Here is a 17617-nt window from a genome sequence, read left to right on the forward strand (position 1 = left end):
CGCGTGGTGCGTACAGGTAACCGACGTGTGAACCGTGCCGAGTGCCGGGGCGTCGTACCCGTGTGACACCTAATATCTGTTCATGGCAGACGGCGGAGCGATGAGACGCGAGACGGCGGACGGTTCGACGACCCCCTGGGCGCCCGGGAGCCGGATCCTGTGGCGCTACCGGGAGAACGGCGGCACGGGGTTCCACATCGCGCGCCCCGTCACCGTCGTGCGCGACGACGCCGATCTGCTCGCCGTGTGGCTCGCGCCCGGCACCGAGTGTGTGAAGCCGGTGCTGGCCGACGGCACGCCCGTGCACCTGGAGCCGCTCGCCTCGCGCTACACCAAGCCGCGCGCGGTGCTGCGCGACCGCTGGTTCGGCACGGGCGTGCTGAAGCTGGCCCGGCCCGGCCTGCCCTGGTCGGTGTGGCTGTTCTGGGAGCCGGGCTGGCTGTTCAAGAACTGGTACGTCAATCTCGAGGAACCGCTGTCCCGTTGGGAGGGCGGCGTGGACTCCGAGGACCATTTTCTGGACATCGTCGTGGACCCGGACCGCAGTTGGCACTGGCGGGACGAGGACGAGTTCGCGCAGGCCCAGCGGGACGGACTGGTGGACGCGGGCCTGGCCGGACGGGTGCGGGACGCGGGCCGGTCCGCGGTGGAGGCGATCGAGGCCTGGGGACCGCCGTTCGCGGACGGCTGGCAGGACTGGCGCCCGAACGCGTCCTGGGCGGTACCGTCTCTGCCGGACGACTGGGACCGTACGCCCGCGCACGTGTCCTCATGAGACCCTTGATGCGCCCCCGGGCACGAAACGTAGGATCGTCCTCCGCAAGGGCGCATGGAGGCAACTCCCGGAGTGCACAGCTAGTCTGACCGGATGTCACCGAGGGGCGGCAGTGTGAGCGAGGGGAACGAGGACACCACCCGTGCGGGCCTCGGCCGGTCCGTCGGTGACACAGGAGAAGTCCCTGACCTCGCGGGAACTCCGTTCCTGGGGCACGTATTCCGGGTATCGAGATTTCTGCGGGACGAACTGCACGCGCGGCGCGCAGCCCCGGACGGATGGATTTCATACGCGTGACGGAGAACCCCACCTCCTATGAACGCCCGCAGGCGGGCGTCGACCCCGCGGATGCGCGCGGGGCGCTCCTGCATACCCAGGCACAGGCCCGGACGCCCGGTTCGGCCTTACCGGCACAGGCCCGGGCGGGCGAGACTCCGCAGGGCACCCCGGTGACCCCGGGCGGCTCCACCGACCCCGAGCACTCCCAGCCGGCCGTCGCGGAGACCGACACGCACCGTCCCCGCCCCACGCCGGAGGCGATCCCGGCCCAGCCCGGCCAGGAGGGCACCGCGCGCGGCGGCCCGGGCGGGCAGGAGCGGCGCAGCGGCCAGGGCGTGCCCGGCAGCCGTCCCACGCCCATGCGGCGGGACGGGGACCGGCTGCGTTTCGTGGGCGCGGCGACCCGGCGGATCGCCCGGGGCATCGACCTGGACGAGATCGTGATGGGGCTGTGCCGGGCGACGGTGCCGACCTTCGCGGACGCGATCCTGGTCTATCTGCGCGATCCGCTGCCGGTCGGCGACGAGCGGCCCACCGGCCCGGTCGTGCTGCGGCTGCGGCGCACCGACCGGATCCCGGAGGAGCGGGACACCGACGGCGGTTTCGTCGCCCCGCAGACGCCTGAACCGGCGGAACTGTCGACGGTCACGTCCGAGTTGTGCGAGGTGCGGCCGGGCGGCGCGCTGGCCGAGGTGCTGCGCGGGGTACGGCCGGTGTTCGCCGACGCGCCCGCGGCGCGGGCCGCGCTGCCCGAGCTCCTCGGTGACGCGGCCGAGTCGATCGTGCCCGGCGGCCGCCGGGCGATCCTCGCTCCGCTGCGCGGCCGGCGCCGGGTGATCGGGGCGGCCGTGTTCCTGCGCCGGCCCGAGCGGATCCCGTTCGAGACGGACGATCTGCTGGTCGCGGCGCAGCTCGCCACGCACAGCGCGCTCGGTATCGACAAGGCGGTGCTGTACGGCCGTGAGGCGTACATCGCCGACGAGTTGCAGCGCACGATGCTGCCGGAGCATCTGCCCCGGCCTACGGGTGTGCGGCTGGCGTCGCGCTATCTGCCCGCGGCCGAGACGGCGCGAGTGGGCGGCGACTGGTACGACGCGATCCCGCTGCCGGGGTCGCGGGTGGCGCTGGTCGTCGGTGACGTCATGGGGCATTCCATGACGTCCGCGGCGATCATGGGCCAGCTGCGGACCACCGCCCAGACCCTCGCGGGGCTGGATCTGCCGCCGCAGGAGGTGTTGCACCATCTCGACGAGCAGGCGCAGCGGCTGGGCACGGACCGTATGGCGACCTGTCTGTACGCCGTGTACGACCCGGTCACGCACCGGATCACCATCGCCAACGCCGGGCATCCGCCGCCGGTGCTGCTGCATCTGGGCGGCCGGGCCGAGGTGCTGCGGGTGCCGCCGGGGGCGCCGATCGGTGTGGGCGGGGTCGACTTCGAGGCGGTCGAGCTGGACGCGCCCGCCGGGGCGACGCTGCTGCTGTACACCGACGGGCTGGTGGAGTCCCGGCTGCGGGACGTGTGGACCGGTATAGAGCAGTTGCGGGAGCGGCTGGCCGCGACCGCGCAGCTGACCGGGCCGGACCATCCGCCGCCGCTGGAGGCGCTGTGCGACGAGGTGCTCGACATGCTCGGGCCCGGGGACCGCGACGACGACATCGCGCTGCTCGCGGCGCGGTTCGACGGGATCGCGCCCAGTGACGTGGCGTCGTGGCTGCTGGAGCCGGAGGACTCGGCGCCGGGGCGGGCGCGGCGGCTGGCGCGCAGCGCGCTGGGCCGCTGGGAGCTCGACGAACTGAGCGACTCGGTGGAGTTGCTGGTCAGCGAGGTCGTGACCAACGCGGTGCGGTATGCCTCCCGGCCGGTGACCCTGCGGTTGCTGCGCACCGATGTGCTGCGGTGCGAGGTGGTCGACGACGTGCCTCAGTTGCCGCGGCTGCGGCAGGCTCGGGCGACGGATGAGGGGGGTCGGGGGCTGTATCTGGTCAACAGGCTTGCCCGGCGGTGGGGGGCGACGCGGTTGAGTGCGGGGAAGGTCGTGTGGTTCGAGTTGAACCTGCTGTGACGGTGCCTGCGCGGCGGGGTTGTCGGGTGGGGTGGCGGTGTTGAGGTCGGGTGCGGCTTGGTCGTGGCTGGTCGCGCAGTTCCCCGCGCCCCTGAAGACTGCGCAGTTCCCCGCGCCCCTGAAAGCAGGGCGTTCGCCTGCGCGGCGGAATCGCCGACAGGCACGGCCGCGCGCCCCCGAAAAAGCAGGAGTCGTCGCGCCCACGCGGCGGAGCCGCACACAGACACAGCCCCGCGCCCCTAGAAGCAGGAGTCGTCGCGCCCGCGCGGCGGAGTTGCACACGGATACAGCCCTGCGCCCCTGAAAGCAGGGTGGTCGCGTCGCAGGTGTGGGGGAGGCCCGGCACTTTTTGGTGCCGGGCCTCTTTCTTGCTACTGGCGGGGGTCCAGGCCTGCTGGGTCTACCGGGGGGTCTGTCGTTTCCTCGGCCGGGGGTGTCGTCGTCGGGGTCGAGGTCGGTTCCTCGGTGGTGGGGGGTGGGGTCGTGGGGGTCTGGGTGGGGGGCTGGGTGGTGGGGGCCCGGGTGGTGGGGGCCTGGGTGGTCGGCTCCCGCGTGGGGGACGCCGACGGGGACTCCGAGGGGGACGCGGACGGGCTCGGGGTCCAGGTCGGCTCGACGGCGGCGCCCTGGTCCGTCTCGAGGTCGAAGTCGGTGACCTCGCTCATGACGCCGAAGGTGTAGGCGGCCCAGATCTGGGCGGGGAAGCCACCGCCGTTGACGCGGTCCTCGCCGGCGGCGTCGTACATCGGGACCTGCTTGTGCGGGGGCTTGTCGTCCTCGCCGAACAGGCCGACCGAGGTGACCAGGTTCGGGGTGAAGCCGGTGAACCAGGCCGACTTGTTGTTGTCGGAGGTGCCCGTCTTGCCCGCGACCTGCTGGCCGTCGCGCATGGGGTTCTCGCGCACCGAGCGGCGGGCCGTACCGTCGTCGACCACGCCGGTCAGGACGGAGGTGACGCCGTCGGCGGCCTCGCGGCTGATGACCTCCTCGCCGATCGGGTCGGGGATCTGGACCGTGCGGCCCTGCTTCTCCGCCGACTTCAGGATCGTCGGGGTGACCTGCTTGCCGTGGTTGGCGAGGGTGGCGTAGATGCCGGCCATCTCCAGCGGGCTCGCACCCATGGAACCGAGGGTCTGGGCCGGTACGGCCTGCATGTCCTCGGTGTCCATGCCGAGCTTCTCGGCGGTCTCCATCACCGTCTTCATGCCGACGTCGATGCCCATCTGGGCGAACACCGAGTTCACGGACTTGTTCATGGCCGTCTGGACGGAGACGTCGCCGTAGTCCTGCTCGTCCTCGTTCGGCGGGGCGAAGCCGACCTCGGTGCCGCCGTCCTCGACCGGGCGGCGGCTGTCGCCGTCGTAGACCGTGCTCGCGGTGATCGGGTCGCCGTCCTGGGTCTCGGCGCCCTCCTCGAAGGCGGCGGCCAGGATGACCGGCTTGAAGGTGGAGGCGGGCTGGTAGTCCCGGCGGGTGGCGTTGCTGAAGTAGTGCTTGAAGTAGTCCCGTCCGCCGTAGAGGGCGACGACCTTGCCGGTCCTCGGGTCGACCGAGACCGCGCCGGCCTGCACGTCGGCGTCGACGTCACGTTCCTTCGGGTCCAGCTTGCTGGTCAGCTCGCTCTTGACGGCCTTCTCCAGCGCCGCCTGCTTCTTGGGGTCGATGTTCAGGGTGATGGTCCAGCCCTGCCCCTCGACCTGGGCCGCGGCCTCGGAGCGGGTGATGCCCTCCTCGGCCATCAGCCGGTCCTCCAGCTGCCGGTTGGCGAGCGCGACGAGGTAGCCCTTCTGGCCCTCCATGCCGGGGGCGCCCTTGGGCTCCTTCGGTACCTCGAACTCCATCGAGGCGCGCTCGCCGGAGTCGAGCCACTCCTCCTCGACCATGTTGTCCAGGACGTAGTTCCAGCGGTTCTTCACCAGGGTCTTGCTGGTGTCCGAGGCGACCGCCCAGTCGTACTGGCTGGGCGCCTGGAGCAGCGCGGCGAGATAGGCGCCCTGCTCGACGCTGAGGTCCTCGGCGTCGACGCGGTAGTACGCCTGGGCGGCGGCCTGGATGCCGTAGGCGCCGCGGCCGTAGTAGCTGGTGTTGATGTAGCCCGCGAGGATGTCGTCCTTGGACAGCTGGCGGTCGACCTTGAGCGAGATCACTACTTCCTTGAGCTTGCGGGTGACCGTCTGCTCCTGGCTCAGGTAGTAGTTCTTGACGTACTGCTGAGTGATCGTCGAGCCGCCCTGCTTGCCGCGGCCCAGCACGGTGTTCAGCACGCCGCGGGCGGTGCCCTTCAGGTCGACGCCGGAGTCCTGGTAGAAGGACTTGTTCTCGGCGGCGACGAACGCCTTCTGGACGGGCTCGGGGACCTTCGAGAGGTCCACGATCTCGCGGTTGACCTCGCCGTCGCGGGCGAGGATGGTGCCGTTGCTGAGCTTGTAGACGTTGCTCTGGCGCTGGGCGGCCGGGTTGCCCTTGGGCACGTCGACGACCAGGTACAGCACGATGAACGAGCCGATGCCGAGCAGGCACAGGCCCAGGAACGTGCCGAGGATCTTCTTCCAGGTGAAGAACCGGCGTATGCCGCTGGGGCGGTCCGCCGCCCGCGACGAGCGGCGCCCCGGCGCCGCGCGGCGGCCACCGCGCTGTCGCGCTCGTCTCTCTTCCGCTCGTCCCATCAGTACGTCTGCTCCGCTTCGCTCTCGGGTCTCACACACGTGTCTCGGCTCAGGTCAGCTCAGAAAGCTAACACCGATGTATGTGACCAAGTCCGTTCGATTCGGGTCTTTCCGGACGTGACAATCAGCACCCGTCCCATGGGAACCGACGTGCGAAACGGCCCGAGGGTTGCTGTGTCGGGGAAAAGTGTTATCACTTAGATAGATTCACGATAGGCAGCGCCGCGCGCCGCACGAGAACGGGGGACCCCTCATGTCCGCACCCCCGCAGACGTACCCGCCATGCCCGAGGCCCGGGTGAGAGAGGTCGCCGCGCACAGCATCGGCGGCGGGCTCGCGCTGCTGCTCGGGCTGGCGGGCCTGCTCGGCGGCGCCAGCCCGATCGTCGCCGGGGCGACCCTCGCGAGCTCGGCCGCCGAGGCCGCCCTGGCGGTCACCGGGTCCCTGGTCGGCGTCGCCGCGCTGCTCGCCCTGTGCGGGCTGAACATGGTCGCGCCGGGCGAGGCCCGGGTGGTCCATCTCTTCGGCCGCTACCGGGGCACCATCCGCCAGGACGGTCTGCGCTGGGTGAACCCCCTCACCTCCCGCACGAAGATCTCCACCCGGGTGCGCTACCACGAGACGGCCGTACTGAAGGTCAACGACGCCTACGGCAACCCGATCGAGCTGGCGGCGGTCGTGGTCTGGCGGGTCGAGGACACCGCCCAGGCCAGCTTCGAGGTGGACGACTACATCGAGTTCGTCTCCACGCAGACCGAGGCGGCCGTACGGCACATTGCCGTCGAGTACCCCTACGACGCGCACGAGGAGGACGGTCTGTCGCTGCGCGGCGACGCCGAGGAGATCACCGAGAAGCTGAAGACCGAGCTGTACGCGCGCGTGGACGCGGCCGGTGTGCAGATCATCGAGTCGCGCTTCACCCACCTCGCGTACGCTCGCGAGATCGCCTCCGCGATGCTCCAGCGCCAGCAGGCCGGGGCGATCGTCGCGGCGCGGCGGCAGATCGTGGACGGTGCGGTCGGCATGGTCGAGGCGGCCCTCGCGCGGCTGGGGGTGGGGGCACCTCCCACGCCCTTCAGGGAGTGGGGGAAGGACATCGTGGAGCTGGACCCGGAACGGAAGGCGGCGATGGTGTCGAACCTGTTGGTGGTGCTGTGCGGGGACCGCGCGCCCCAGCCCGTGCTCAACACCGGGACGCTCTACCAGTGAGCGCCGCCGAGGGCTCGCCCCCGCAGCGCCGGCCGCAGCAGCAGCGCAAGCAGGTGCTGCTGCGGCTGGACCCGTCCGTGTACGACGCGCTGGCCCGCTGGGCCTCCGACGAACTGCGGTCCGCCAATGCGCAGATCGAGTTCCTGCTGCGGCGGGCCCTGGCGGAGGCCGGGCGCCTGCCCGGTGACGCCGGTCCGCTGCCCCGGCGCGGCCGTCCGCCCGGCTCCCAGTAGCAGAACCGTGACAAACGGCCCCCACCAGGGCCGAGACACACCGCGCCGCCGAGTGTGCACAGTGCGTATACATGCGGCGTATACACGATGTGTACAGTGCCTTTCATGTCCATCGGTCACACACTCCTCGGACTCCTGGAGTCCGGCCCGCGCCACGGCTACGACCTCAAGCGCGCGTTCGACGAGAAGTTCGGTCACGACCGGCCGCTGCACTACGGCCAGGTCTACTCGACGATGTCCCGCCTGCTGAAGAACGGCCTCGTCGAGGTCGACGGCATCGAGGCCGGCGACGGCCCCGAGCGCAAGCGGTACGCGATCACCGACGCCGGCGTCACGGATGTGGCGCGGTGGCTCGCCACTCCCGAGAAGCCGGAGCCCTACCTCCAGTCGACGCTCTACACCAAGATCGTCCTCGCGCTGCTCACCCACCGCGACGCCGCCGAGATCCTCGACACCCAGCGTGCCGAGCATCTGCGGATGATGCGTCGGCTGACGGAGCGCAAGCGCGGCGGCGACCTGGCGGACCAGCTGATCTGCGACCACGCGCTGTTCCATCTGGAGGCCGATCTGCGCTGGCTGGAGCTGACCGCCGCGCGGCTCGGCAAGCTCGCCGAGGCGGTGACCGCATGACCGCCCCCGCCGGATCTCTGCTCGTCGCCCAGGACCTGCGCAAGGCCTACGGCCCGACGACCGCCCTGGACGGCGCCGGGTTCTCCATCCACCCGGGCGAGGTCGTCGCCGTGATGGGCCCCTCCGGGTCCGGCAAGTCGACGCTGCTGCACTGCCTCGCCGGGATCGTCACCCCCGACTCCGGCTCGATCGTCTACGACGGCCGCGAGATGGCGGCCATGAACGACGCCGAGCGCAGCCGGCTGCGCCGCTCGGAGTTCGGCTTCGTCTTCCAGTTCGGGCAGTTGGTGCCCGAGCTGACCTGCGTGGAGAACGTGGCACTGCCGCTGCGACTGAACGGCGTGTCCCGCAAGGAGGCCCACCGCGCGGCCCTCACCTGGATGCAGCGCCTGGAGGTAGACGACCTGGCCGGGAAGCGGCCCGGCGAGGTCTCCGGCGGCCAGGGCCAGCGCGTCGCCGTGGCCCGGTCGCTGGTCACCGGCCCGCGCGTGCTGTTCGCCGACGAGCCGACCGGCGCGCTGGACTCCCTCAACGGTGAGCGCGTGATGGAGCTCCTCACTGACGCGGCCCGGTCCACCAACGCCGCCGTCGTCCTGGTCACCCACGAGGCCCGGGTCGCCGCCTACTCCGACCGCGAGATCGTCGTACGCGACGGCAGGTCGCGGGACATGGAGCGGATCGCGTGAACGCGGGACAGTGGGCCAGGGACCTGGCTCTGGGGGTCCGGTTCGCCTTCACCGGCGGACGGGAGGGGTGGATACGCACCCTGCTGACGGCCGTGGGCGTCGGGCTCGGTGTGGCGGTGCTGCTGCTCACCACGTCCGTCCCGAACGCGCTGTCGGCACGCGAGGAACGGGGCGACGCCCGCTCGGACTACGCCTTCGGGCAGACCGAGGATCCGAAGAAGGCCGACAACACCCTGCTGGTGTGGCGGGACGATGCGTCCTTCCGGGACCAGGACATCCGCGGGCGGCTGCTGGAGCCGGAGGGGCCGCGCGCGCCGCTGCCGCCGGGGCTGGAGAAGTTCCCCGGCGTGGACGAACTGGTCGTCTCCCCCGCCCTCAAGCGGCTGCTGGAGTCCGACGAGGGCAGGCTGCTGCGCGAACGGATACCGCAGCGGATCACCGGCACCATCGGCGACGCAGGCCTTGTCGGCCCGACCGAACTCGCCTACTACCAGGGCGGCAAGGGGCTCGCCGAGCGGCTGGAACTCGGCGCCTCGCGCATCGACCACTTCGGTGACGACCTGGAGCACACCGAGCGGTTGGACCCGGTGCTGCTTCTGCTGATCCTGGTCGTCGTCGTGGTGCTGCTGATGCCGGTCGGCGTCTTCATCGCCACGGCCGTGCGGTTCGGCGGCGAGCGGCGCGACCGGCGCCTCGCGGCACTGCGGCTGGTCGGTTCCGACAGCGCGATGACCCGGCGGACGGCCGGGGGCGAGGCGATGGCGGGGGCCCTGCTCGGACTGGGCTTCGGCGCCGCGTTCTTCCTGCTCGGCAGGCAATGGGCCGGATCGTGGGAGCTGTTCGGGGTCAGCGTCTTCCCCGAGTACCTCTCTCCCTCGCCGATGCTCGCCCTGCTGGTCGTCGTCGCCGTACCGGCCGCGGCCGTGCTGGTCACCCAGTTCGCGCTGCGCGGTGTGGTGATCGAGCCGCTCGGCGTGGTGCGCACCGCCAAGCCCTCGCGGCGCCGGCTGCTGTGGCGGCTGCTGCTGCCGCTGGCCGGGCTGGCGATGCTCTACCCGATGATCGGCCAGGGCCGCGAGGACGGCGAGTTCAACCAGTACCTCGTCACCGGCGGTGTGCTGTTCCTGCTGATCGGGGTGACCGCGCTGCTGCCCTGGGTGGTCGAGGCGGTCGTCGCCCGGCTCGGCACGGGTGCCGTGTCCTGGCAGCTCGCCGTGCGACGGCTCCAGTTGAGCAGCGGCACCGCGGCCCGGATGGTGAACGGCATCGCGGTGGCGGTCGCCGGCGCGATCGCGCTCCAGATGCTCTTCGCGGGGGTCGAGAGCGACTACTCCGAGAGCACCGGCAAGGACGTGAGCCGGGTGCAGATGCAGACGGCCGTGCCCGAGGGGCTCACCGTCGAGGCCACCCGCGCGCGGTTCGAGGCGACGAAGGGTGTGGCGCGGGTCTACGGCTTCACCGAGGGGTACGTCGACGAGCAGGGCGGCAGCGGCGAGCGGATCATCCCGGTGACGATCGGCGACTGCGCGTCGCTGCGCCAGCTGGCGAAGCTGCCCTCCTGCCGGGACGGCGACGCGTTCGTCGCGCGCGGCGGTGACTACGACTCCGACACGGCCGCCCTCGCCCGGAAGGGGAAGGCGCTCCACTTCGAGGACGACGAGGAGGGCACCCTCCCGGCTGTCTATCGTGTGCCGCAGGACATCAAGGAGGCCCGTGCGATCGAGGACCCCACCGGATTCGTGCGCGGCGGGCTGCTGCTGACGCCCGGTGCGGCGCTGCCCCGTGAGGTCGCCACCGCGCTGTCCGGGCAGCTCTATCTGCAGCTCGACGAGTCCGTGCCCGACGCGCGGGAGCATGTGCGCAACACCGCTGCCCGGATCGATCCGTACACCACGCCGATGACGTGGGTGGACGTCGAGGAGAACAATCGCTTCGCGGCGATCCGTACGGGGTTGTTCGTGGGGGCGGCGTGTGTGCTCGCGCTGATCGGGGTGAGTCTGCTGGTCTCGCAGCTGGAGCAGTTGCGCGAGCGGCGCAAGCTGTTGTCGGCGCTGGTGGCCTTCGGCACGCGGCGGCGTACGTTGAGTCTGTCCGTGCTGTGGCAGACGGCTCTGCCCGTGGCGCTCGGGCTCGCGCTGGCCTCGCTGGTGGGGCTGACGCTGGGGGCGGTGTTGTTGCGGATGACGGATACGACGGTTCGGGTGGACTGGGTGAGTGTGCTGTCGATGGCGGGGATCGGGGCGGGGGTTGTCGCCGCGGTGACGCTTCTCAGCCTGCCTCCGCTTCTCCGCCTCCTCCGCCCGGACGGCCTCCGCACGGAGTAGTCCCACCGGGGGCTGCTCACGCAGTCCCCCGCGCCGCTTCCTGGGGCCGGTGGGCGGGTGCGGGCACGTCGTGCCTGGTCGCGCAGTTCCCCGCGCCCCCAAGAAGCGGCGCCCCAGCCCGGCCCCCTCAAGATCCCGAGGACCTTCGCCAAACCCCCAGGGGCGCGGGGAACTGCGCAACACCCACTCCCCCAGGGGCGCGGAGAACCGCGCGAGCAACCCCCACCGGCCCGCGGCCGGACACTCGCCACACCACCCACCCCCCAGGGGCGCGGGGAACTGCGCGAGCAGCCGCCGCCGGTTGTGGCAAGGAAGCCGGCGCACCGCCCATCCCCAGGGCGGGGGGGACCCCGGCGTGCCCCCGCTAGGGCGTCGGAAGGACCCGTACCGGCAGTGGTCGCAACGCATCCCGCAAAGCCGCTGCAAGCTCACCGTACTCGGCACCCCGGGCCGCCCCCGCCCGCATGGCCAAGGCGATACGCCGCGTAGGCGCGGGCTCGGTGAAGGACGCCGTCAGCAACTGGTTGCTCCGGCTCGTCTCGACCCGCACCGCCGTACGCGGCAGCAGCGTGCACCCCAGCCCGCCCGCCACCAACTGCACCAGCGTGGACAGCCCGGCCGCCGTGGTCGTGACGTCGGCGTCCTCACGCCCCGCCTCGCGGCAGATGTCGAGGGCCTGGTCCCGCAGACAGTGCCCCTCGTCGAGGAGCAGCAGATTCAGCTCCTTGAGGGCCTCGCGCGGCACCCCCTCCCGCCCGCCGAGCCCGTGCCCGAGGGGCGTGACGAGCACGAAGTCCTCGTCGAACAGCGGAAGTTCCGTGACCCCCGGCACCCCGAGCGGCACGGCGAGCAGCAGCAGGTCGAGCCGGCCGCTGCCCAGCCCCTCGACGAGGCTCGCGGTCTGCTCCTCGTGGACCTGGAGGTCGAGGTCGGGATACCGGTCGTGGACCAGCCGCAGCACCGTCGGCAGCAGATAGGGCGCGACGGTGGGGATGACCCCGAGGCGCAGCACCCCGGTGAAGGGGGCGCGTACCGCCTCGGCCTCCTCCAGGAGTGCGCCGACCTCGGCGAGGACGGCCTTGGCCCGGACCGCGAGGCGCTCTCCGGCGGGGGTGAGCAGCACCTTGCGCGTCGTACGCTCGACGAGGGCGACCCCGAGGATCTCCTCGAGCGCGGAGACCGCTCCGGACAGGGCGGGCTGGCTCATGCCGATCGCCGCGGCCGCGTCCCGGAAGTGCAGATGCTCCGCCACCGCGGCGAAGGCCCGCAGCTGGGACAGGCTCGGCTGACGCCTCTTGGCTCCAGCGGCACTCACCGTCACTGATAACCACCTCCGATCAACAGATCCCAGTGTAGCTATTTCTTGAATCAATGCTCGCTGTGCCAACATCATCGACGTCCAACCCATGGGAGACAGCCCTCAAAAGGGGACGTTTCCTCGCTGCAAGGAGAGCTAGTGCTCACTGTCGGTGACAAGTTCCCCGAGTTCGAACTGACCGCCTGCGTCTCGCTGGAGAAGGGCCAGGAGTTCGAGACGATCAACCACAAGACCTACGAGGGCAAGTGGAAGATCGTCTTCGCGTGGCCCAAGGACTTCACCTTCGTGTGCCCGACCGAGATCGCCGCCTTCGGCAAGCTGAACGAGGAGTTCGCCGACCGTGACGCCCAGGTCCTCGGCTTCTCCGGTGACTCGGAGTTCGTCCACCACGCCTGGCGCAAGGACCACGACGACCTGCGCGACCTGCCGTTCCCGATGATGGCGGACTCCCGGCACGAGCTCATGCGCGACCTCGGCATCGAGGGCGAGGACGGCTTCGCCAAGCGCGCCGTCTTCATCGTCGACCAGAACAACGAGATCCAGTTCTCCATGGTGACCGCCGGCTCCGTCGGCCGTAACCCCAAGGAGGTCCTGCGGGTCCTGGACGCCCTCCAGACGGACGAGCTCTGCCCGTGCAACTGGACCAAGGGCGAGAACACCCTCGACCCGGTCGCCCTGCTGGCCGGTGAGTGAGGCATGTCCCTCGACTCCCTCAAGTCCCGCATACCGGACTACGCCAAGGACCTGAAGCTCAACCTGGGCTCGGTCATCGGCAACTCCGACCTGCCCGCACAGCAGCTGTGGGGCACGGTGCTGGCCACCGCCATCGCCTCGCGCTCCGCGATCGTGCTGCGCGAGCTGGAGCCTGAGGCGAAGGCGAACCTGACGCCCGAGGCCTACCAGGCCGCCAAGGCCGCCGCCGCGATCATGGCGATGAACAACGTCTTCTACCGCACGCGCCACCTGCTCTCGGACCACGAGTACGGGAACCTGCGCGCCGGGTTGCGGATGAACGTCATCGGCAACCCCGGCGTCGACAAGGTCGACTTCGAGCTGTGGTCCTTCGCCGTCTCGGCCATCAACGGCTGCGGCATGTGCCTGGACTCGCACGAGCAGGTGCTGCGCAAGGCGGGCCTGGAGCGCGAGGTCGTCCAGGAGGCCTTCAAGATCGCCTCGGTGGTCCAGGCCGTGGGCGCCACGCTCGACGCGGAAGCGGTCCTCGCCGGATAAACCGGCCGCTCTCCGGGCCCCGTTCACCCCTGCGGGTGGGCGGGGCCTTCGGCTGCCCTGGTGCCGGGCGCCTCGACGGGGGCCGCGTCCATCACGGTCGCGCCCCGGGGGTCGGGCGCCGTACGCAGCGCGGGTTCCTGGGCGTACGCCCGCAGATATCCGACGACCGTGTTGGTCACCGCCACCAGCGGCACCGCCACCACCGCTCCCCCGATCCCGGCCACCATGCCGCCCGCGGCCACGGACAGCACCACGGCCAGCGGGTGCACCCGCACCGCCCGGCCCAGGATGAACGGCTGCAGGATGTGGCCCTCGATCTGCTGCACGGCCAGCACCACCACCAGCGTCATCACGGCCGTGAACACGCCCTGTGTCACCAGCGCCACCACCACCGCGAGCGCGCCGGAGACCACCGCGCCGACCAGCGGGATGAAGGCGAACAGGAAGATGAACACCGCCAGCGGCACGGCCATCGGCACATCGAGGAAGTAGATGCCGAGGCCGATGAAGATGGCGTCGATCAGGGCGACGATCACCGTGCCGCGCACATACGCCGTCAGCGTCCGCCAGGCCCGCGGACCCGCCCCGGCCACGCCCGGCCGGGCCGCCGCCGGAACCAGCTTCAGCGTCCACTCCCAGATGCGCCGGCCGTCGTAGAGCAGGAAGAGGGTCGAGAAGACGGCCAGCAGGATGCCGGTCAGCGCCTCGACCACGACCGTGACGCCCTCCAGGCCGGCCGAGGTGATCTGGTCGGTGTTGGCGCCGATCGCCTCGCGCAGGTTCTTGGCGATCTCGTTGATCTGCTTGTCGGTGACATGGAACGGGCTGTCCAGCAGCCAGCGGCGCAACTCGTCGATGCCGTCCTGGACCTGGTCGGAGAGGTCGTCGATGTTCTCCATGACCTGCCAGGTGACGAACCACCCGATCAGTCCCATGATGACGAAGCCGAGGATCGCGGTCAGCGCGGTGGCGGGCCCCCGCGGCACCCGGCGCCGGCGCAGCCAGGCCACGCTCGGCTGGAGCAGGGCGGTCATCAACAGCGAGGCGACGAAGGCCAGCACGACCAGCTGCACGGCGCTGATGACCCGCATGAGCACCCAGACGGTGCCCGCCAGGACCAGCAGCCGCCAGCCCGCCTCGGCGGCGACCCTGACCCCCCAGGGCACGGCGTGCGCGGGGTCGGGCCGGGGTGCCGGGGCGACCGGGGTGCGGTCGGGGACCACGGCCGGGGCGGGCCGGTCGGGCACGGGCTCGTCGTGCTCGTGCTCCACCTCGGCCCGGCGCTCGTCCAACCGCGCCCCCATCTCGGTCAGTCCGGCCCCGAACCGGCCGAGCCACCCTGGCACTCGCGACATGATCCGCCTTCTTCCCCCGTCTCGCCCCACCACTCCCCCCGGAGTCGTCGTGAGAGACCGTACATGCCGACAGCCCCTCACCGTTAGGACGGCAAGGGGCTGGTGCGGGTTGAGGCGGCAGGCTTAATACCAGTGGTTGGCCTGCCAGAACGACCAGGCGCCGCACGGGCTGCCGTAGCGGTCGTCCATGTAGCTCAGACCCCACTTGATCTGCGTCGCGGGGTTCGTCTGCCAGTCGGCACCCGCGGAGATCATCTTGGAGCCGGGCAGGGCCTGGAAGAGACCGTAGGCACCGGAGGACGGGTTGACCGCCTGGTAGTTCCAGCTCGACTCGTGGTCCACGATGTTGCTGAAGCAGGTCCACTGGTCGCTCGGCACCATCTGCCGGGCCATGGCCTGGATCTGCGACACGCTGTACGAGCTCTGGACGGAGAAGGTGGAGGCGTCACGGGTGGCGCTGCGGCTCGCGGCGGCCTTCTCGGCCTCCTCGCGCTCCTTGGCCTTCTCGGCCGCCTTCACGGCGGCCTCCTTCTTCGCGACGGCGGTGTCGGCCGCGGCCTTGCGAGCCGCTTCCTCCGCGTCCTTCTTCGCGGTCACATCCGCGGCGATGGCCTGGGCGTCGGCCTGCTGCGTCAGCGACGCGGTCTGCACCTGGGCATGTTGGCCAGCGGGTATGTCCGCGAGGAGCGTGGCGTCGGCCGCCGTCGCCTCGGCGTCGTTTGTCTGCGCGGTGCTGCCCGTGGCAACGCCGACGACGCTTCCGACTGCGGTGACCGCGGTGGCCGAGGCCACTGCGAATCCCCGGACCGAGATCCGGCTCACACGGTTTCCTTCCAGCATCGCCCGCTTCGGTGACCCTGGCGGACGCAATCTTGCCCCTGAACGCTGGCCTCCCCACTAACCGGGTCACGGGAGGCACGGGCCCGGTGGGCAACTCCCCGCTGGGGAGCGCCGCGTGGTGCTCGGGCGGCATACGGCGGCGCTATGGAGTTGGCGTTACTGCTTCAGTTGTCCCGTACCGCTGGGGGTACAGATACAGGTGTGCCGCATGCGGGGCCTGACAGGAGTGAGACTCTGCCGTAACCGAAGTACGCAAGGCAATTCCGAGTTGCGTGTGAAAGCTCACATCCCTTTCGGCCCAGGCGTTTTCATGGAAAGCCCACATACGAAGGCGCCGCCCCGCTAGGCTCTCGGCCTTTACGGGGCGGCGCCAAACGCCTTCTGGGACCTCAGATTTGGCCGTCTTCCAGCATCTCTGTCACGAGTGCGGCGATCTGGGACCTTTCGGACCTGGTCAGGGTGACATGCGCGAAGAGCGGATGGCCCTTCAGTTTCTCCACGACGGCGACGACACCGTCATATCGCCCGACGCGCAGATTGTCCCTTTGCGCCACATCGTGGGTCAGAACCACCCGTGAATTCGCCCCGATACGGGACAGAACCGTCAGCAGGACGTTCCTCTCCAGCGACTGGGCCTCGTCCACGATCACGAACGCGTCGTGCAGCGAGCGGCCGCGGATGTGGGTGAGCGGGAGCACCTCCAGCATTCCCCGGGCGGTGACCTCCTCGATGACGTCCCGGGAGGTGACCGCCGACAGCGTGTCGAAGACGGCCTGCGCCCACGGGCTCATCTTCTCGGCCTCGGTGCCCGGCAGATAGCCCAGTTCCTGCCCGCCGACCGCGTAGAGCGGACGGAAGACCATCACCTTCTGGTGCTGGCGCCGCTCCAGCACGGCCTCCAGGCCCGCGCACAGCGCCAGCGCCGACTTGCCGGTGCCGGCCCGGCCGCCCATCGACATGATGCCGACGTCCGGGTCGAGCAGCAGGTCCAGCGCGATGCGCTGCTCGGCGCTGCGGCCCTTGATGCCGAACACCTCGCGGTCGCCGCGCACCAGACGGACGTTGCCGTCGGCCGTCACCCGGCCGAGCGCCTTGCCGCGCTCGGACTGGATGGTCAGGCCGGTGTGCACCGGCAGGTTCGCGGCCTCCGGGACGTACACGTGTCCGTCCTCGAACAGGATGTCCACCTGCTCGCCCGGGAGCACCAGTTCGGACATTCCGGTCCATCCGGAGTTCTCCGTGATGGCCAGTTCGGCCCGGTACTCCTCGGCCACCAGACCGACGGAGGACGCCTTGATCCTCAGCGGCAGGTCCTTCGACACCACGGTGACGTCGAACCCCTCGGCCTGCAGATTGCGGGCGACCGCGAGGATGCGGGAGTCGTTGTCCCCCAGGCGGTAGCCGCTCGGCAGAACGCTGGGGTCCGAGTGATTGAGCTCGACACGGATCGTGCCGCCGAGTTCCCCGATCGGGATGGGGGCGTCGAGACGGCCGTGCCGGACCCGGTAGTCGTCCAGCAGGCGCAGCGCCTGGCGGGCGAAATAGCCGAGTTCGGGATGGTGCCGCTTGGCCTCGAGCTCCGTGACCACCACGATGGGGAGCACGACCTCGTGCTCGTCGAAGCGGGTCAGGGCGTTCGGGTCGGCCAGCAGGACGCTGGTGTCGAGAACATAGGTGCGCCGGTCTGACTTGTGGCGCTTTGCGCTGGTCACCACGGAAGGACGTACCCCCTCGGATGAGGTCGGGGAGCGACGAGGTGGAAGCTGGGCCGGGAGGGCGGGCGATACCCGACCGGTCGACGACCCTTGTGCGCCGCGGGCCGAGAACCGGCCCTCCGCGACTGCTTCCGCGCGGCGACCGCGCGGTGGGGCTGGTGCAAAGGGCCTCCCGGGCGGACGGCTCCGAGCCGTCCGCTGAGAACCGACACCCGTGGTTCGGGTGTCGACCTGCTTGGCTTATGCCCTCGAACACCCGCCGCCATGCCAGGGCATATGACGGCGGACCGG

Annotated in this window: 14 protein-coding genes; 9 read left to right on the top strand and 5 right to left on the bottom strand. The window is 70.8% G+C overall.

The features are described 5' to 3' along the window. Positions 1–82 precede the first annotated feature (82 nt). Entirely contained in the window at positions 83–775 is a 693-nt protein-coding gene (fomD, locus tag ACZ6SQ_RS13285; RefSeq protein ID WP_469560394.1) for a cytidylyl-2-hydroxypropylphosphonate hydrolase, read from the top strand. A 278-nt stretch (positions 776–1053) separates the two neighbouring features. Continuing rightward, positions 1054–3120 carry an ATP-binding SpoIIE family protein phosphatase gene (locus ACZ6SQ_RS13290; RefSeq protein WP_469560397.1) on the top strand — a complete coding sequence of 689 codons (2067 nt, stop codon included), beginning with the start codon at positions 1054–1056 and terminating at the stop codon, positions 3118–3120. A 371-nt stretch (positions 3121–3491) separates the two neighbouring features. Here ACZ6SQ_RS13290 and ACZ6SQ_RS13295 read toward each other — a convergent pair whose 3' ends face one another. Beyond that, positions 3492–5786: a transglycosylase domain-containing protein gene (locus ACZ6SQ_RS13295; RefSeq protein WP_469560400.1), complete on the bottom strand. Its 2295-nt coding sequence runs from the start codon at positions 5784–5786 to the stop codon at positions 3492–3494. A gap of 282 nt (positions 5787–6068) precedes the next feature. Here ACZ6SQ_RS13295 and ACZ6SQ_RS13300 point away from each other — a divergent pair, with 282 nt between their 5' ends. The 5 genes from ACZ6SQ_RS13300 to ACZ6SQ_RS13320 all read left to right on the top strand — a co-directional run bounded on the left by ACZ6SQ_RS13300 (position 6069) and on the right by ACZ6SQ_RS13320 (position 10868). Beyond that, complete coding sequence (locus ACZ6SQ_RS13300) at positions 6069–6995, top strand: SPFH domain-containing protein (RefSeq protein ID WP_469560402.1); 927 nt, start codon at positions 6069–6071, stop codon at positions 6993–6995. Then, entirely contained in the window at positions 6992–7228 is a 237-nt protein-coding gene (locus ACZ6SQ_RS13305) for a type II toxin-antitoxin system antitoxin (RefSeq protein WP_469560405.1), read from the top strand. The genes ACZ6SQ_RS13300 and ACZ6SQ_RS13305 overlap by 4 nt, the downstream gene beginning before the upstream one ends. Positions 7229–7333: 105 nt before the next feature. Further along, a complete protein-coding gene (locus tag ACZ6SQ_RS13310) occupies positions 7334–7858 on the top strand; it encodes a PadR family transcriptional regulator (RefSeq protein WP_469560409.1) in 525 nt (174 codons plus the stop codon). Continuing rightward, complete coding sequence (locus tag ACZ6SQ_RS13315) at positions 7855–8544, top strand: ABC transporter ATP-binding protein (RefSeq protein ID WP_469560412.1); 690 nt, start codon at positions 7855–7857, stop codon at positions 8542–8544. Before ACZ6SQ_RS13310 ends, ACZ6SQ_RS13315 begins: the two co-directional genes overlap by 4 nt. Beyond that, positions 8541–10868 (top strand): ABC transporter permease, encoded by a 2328-nt coding sequence (locus ACZ6SQ_RS13320; RefSeq protein ID WP_469560415.1) that lies wholly within the window; start codon positions 8541–8543, stop codon positions 10866–10868. The genes ACZ6SQ_RS13315 and ACZ6SQ_RS13320 overlap by 4 nt, the downstream gene beginning before the upstream one ends. 364 nt (positions 10869–11232) lie before the next feature. Here the strand turns inward: ACZ6SQ_RS13320 and ACZ6SQ_RS13325 are convergent, their stop codons facing one another. Beyond that, complete coding sequence (locus ACZ6SQ_RS13325) at positions 11233–12189, bottom strand: LysR substrate-binding domain-containing protein (RefSeq protein ID WP_469560417.1); 957 nt, start codon at positions 12187–12189, stop codon at positions 11233–11235. 135 nt (positions 12190–12324) lie between these two features. Between ACZ6SQ_RS13325 and ACZ6SQ_RS13330 the strand changes: the two genes are divergently transcribed. Further along, complete coding sequence (locus tag ACZ6SQ_RS13330) at positions 12325–12879, top strand: peroxiredoxin (protein WP_386383005.1); 555 nt, start codon at positions 12325–12327, stop codon at positions 12877–12879. A gap of 3 nt (positions 12880–12882) precedes the next feature. After that, positions 12883–13416 (top strand): alkyl hydroperoxide reductase, encoded by a 534-nt coding sequence (locus ACZ6SQ_RS13335; RefSeq protein WP_386383003.1) that lies wholly within the window; start codon positions 12883–12885, stop codon positions 13414–13416. Between the two features lie 23 nt (positions 13417–13439). Here the strand turns inward: ACZ6SQ_RS13335 and ACZ6SQ_RS13340 are convergent, their stop codons facing one another. The 3 genes from ACZ6SQ_RS13340 to ACZ6SQ_RS13350 form a co-directional block, all read right to left on the bottom strand. Beyond that, positions 13440–14771, bottom strand: coding sequence for an AI-2E family transporter (locus tag ACZ6SQ_RS13340; protein WP_469560422.1), 1332 nt, complete (start codon positions 14769–14771; stop codon positions 13440–13442). Between the two features lie 123 nt (positions 14772–14894). Beyond that, positions 14895–15593: an aggregation-promoting factor C-terminal-like domain-containing protein gene (locus tag ACZ6SQ_RS13345; RefSeq protein WP_469560424.1), complete on the bottom strand. Its 699-nt coding sequence runs from the start codon at positions 15591–15593 to the stop codon at positions 14895–14897. A gap of 407 nt (positions 15594–16000) precedes the next feature. Next, positions 16001–17326 carry a PhoH family protein gene (locus ACZ6SQ_RS13350; RefSeq protein ID WP_469560428.1) on the bottom strand — a complete coding sequence of 442 codons (1326 nt, stop codon included), beginning with the start codon at positions 17324–17326 and terminating at the stop codon, positions 16001–16003. Between the last annotated feature and the right edge of the window lie 291 nt (positions 17327–17617).

It is taken from the genome of Streptomyces sp. NPDC048600, from assembly GCF_055587025.1.

Coding starts and splice junctions, on each gene's coding strand:
- ACZ6SQ_RS13290 (WP_469560397.1), top strand. CDS start 1,054: ATGGATTTCATACGCGTGACGGAGAACCCCACCTCCTATGAACGCCCG.
- ACZ6SQ_RS13335 (WP_386383003.1), top strand. CDS start 12,883: ATGTCCCTCGACTCCCTCAAGTCCCGCATACCGGACTACGCCAAGGAC.
- ACZ6SQ_RS13295 (WP_469560400.1), bottom strand. CDS start 5,786: ATGGGACGAGCGGAAGAGAGACGAGCGCGACAGCGCGGTGGCCGCCGC.
- fomD (WP_469560394.1), top strand. CDS start 83: ATGGCAGACGGCGGAGCGATGAGACGCGAGACGGCGGACGGTTCGACG.
- ACZ6SQ_RS13315 (WP_469560412.1), top strand. CDS start 7,855: ATGACCGCCCCCGCCGGATCTCTGCTCGTCGCCCAGGACCTGCGCAAG.
- ACZ6SQ_RS13340 (WP_469560422.1), bottom strand. CDS start 14,771: ATGTCGCGAGTGCCAGGGTGGCTCGGCCGGTTCGGGGCCGGACTGACC.
- ACZ6SQ_RS13300 (WP_469560402.1), top strand. CDS start 6,069: ATGCCCGAGGCCCGGGTGAGAGAGGTCGCCGCGCACAGCATCGGCGGC.
- ACZ6SQ_RS13310 (WP_469560409.1), top strand. CDS start 7,334: ATGTCCATCGGTCACACACTCCTCGGACTCCTGGAGTCCGGCCCGCGC.